The organism is Wolbachia endosymbiont of Drosophila leontia, from assembly GCF_028981785.1.
Taxonomy (GTDB): Bacteria; Pseudomonadota; Alphaproteobacteria; order Rickettsiales; family Anaplasmataceae; genus Wolbachia; species Wolbachia pipientis.
Map to the genome: position 1 here is coordinate 1 of NZ_JAPQLK010000128.1, position 1,163 is coordinate 1,163.

General features: G+C 35.8%; 2 protein-coding genes. One reads left to right on the top strand and one right to left on the bottom strand.

The window, feature by feature from the left end; translation table 11 throughout:
• Positions 1–27: 27 nt before the first annotated feature.
• Positions 28–237: a DUF1016 N-terminal domain-containing protein gene (locus OZD63_RS04090; RefSeq protein ID WP_274979538.1), complete on the bottom strand. Its 210-nt coding sequence runs from the start codon at positions 235–237 to the stop codon at positions 28–30.
• A 171-nt stretch (positions 238–408) separates the two neighbouring features.
• On the opposite strand from OZD63_RS04090, the gene OZD63_RS04095 reads away from it, so the two are divergent.
• On the top strand, positions 409–1,029 hold the full coding sequence (locus tag OZD63_RS04095) for a hypothetical protein (RefSeq protein ID WP_274979539.1): 621 nt from the start codon (positions 409–411) through the stop codon (positions 1,027–1,029).
• Positions 1,030–1,163: the final 134 nt, after the last annotated feature.

A 1,163-nucleotide genomic window follows, 5' to 3' on the forward strand; every position in this document is an offset into this window, starting at 1 on the left:
CCAGCTTGCAAATGATTGTCCTTTCCTTCATTTCTCTCCTATTACGAAGATTTTAAACAGGTTCTTAGCTCCCCAGGTATGTTCTTTTTGGCGTTTTAGGATCTCTGTACCAATATGGTGGTAAAGCAAAATAAGCTTACTATTTACTGCAAGTGCTGCCTTATAACGGTTTGTTGCAATACGATCTTTCAACTGCTCTAAAAGTTCTGTATATTCTTTTCCTATAATTTTTGTCATACGGTCCCTTTTAATCCATTATACAATTCTTTGTCTGTCGAGAAGACAATCTTTCGCTTGCCTGCAACTTTGAAGGGATTCCTTATTGACTTCAAAGTTGTCCATCAACTAAAATATATTGACTTTATGTGCAATATTAGCTTTAAACCAGTAAAACAAGCTGCTTAACATATGCGTTTTTTCTATTCTAATTATATTCTTTTTTTGTCTTTATGTTGTTTTCTGCTTTTTTCGTTACCTTCAACAAAAGCCCAAGCGAATGATACGTCAGTTGTTCCTATACCACAAAGGAAAAAAGAATTGGTTGAGCACACTGTTGTAGCACAACCGAGGCAAATTATCGAAATGCAAGAAGAAGTCATTATTAACGAGGGTAAAGAATTCATTCCAATTCCAAAAAGAAAAAAAAGTGCAGAGAAAAAACTAAGAAGGGATGTTAGAGGGGCAAAAAATGAAATAGGAAACGAAAAAAGCGTTGAGAGCAAAAAGGATGAATTAGTTGTAACAGAAATTATTAACTCTATAAGAGACAAGCTCACAAAATGCTGGCGCATTCCTGAAAGCATAGCTTACAAAGAAAATTTTAATATAAAAATTAACTTATTGTTATCCAGTCAAGGCGAGATAATTATGGCGGATGTAGCAGACAGTGATTCCTATCGAAATAATCCACTTTTCAGGTCGATAGCAGATAACGCAATGCGTGCAGTATATAAATGTAGCCCATTAACCGGCTTGCCTACTCAGCACCACCACATTTGGCGTGAAGTAACACTAGACTTTATTCTATAGCTAAAGTAATTCTATAATTTAATAAGCCCACTGTATCCGTTCAGGATAGCAGCAAGGTAGTATAACCATAGAGTAAAAGTGAGTTTACAACAAATGGTGTCATCCCAGTGCTTGACACTGGGATGGCTTTGTTG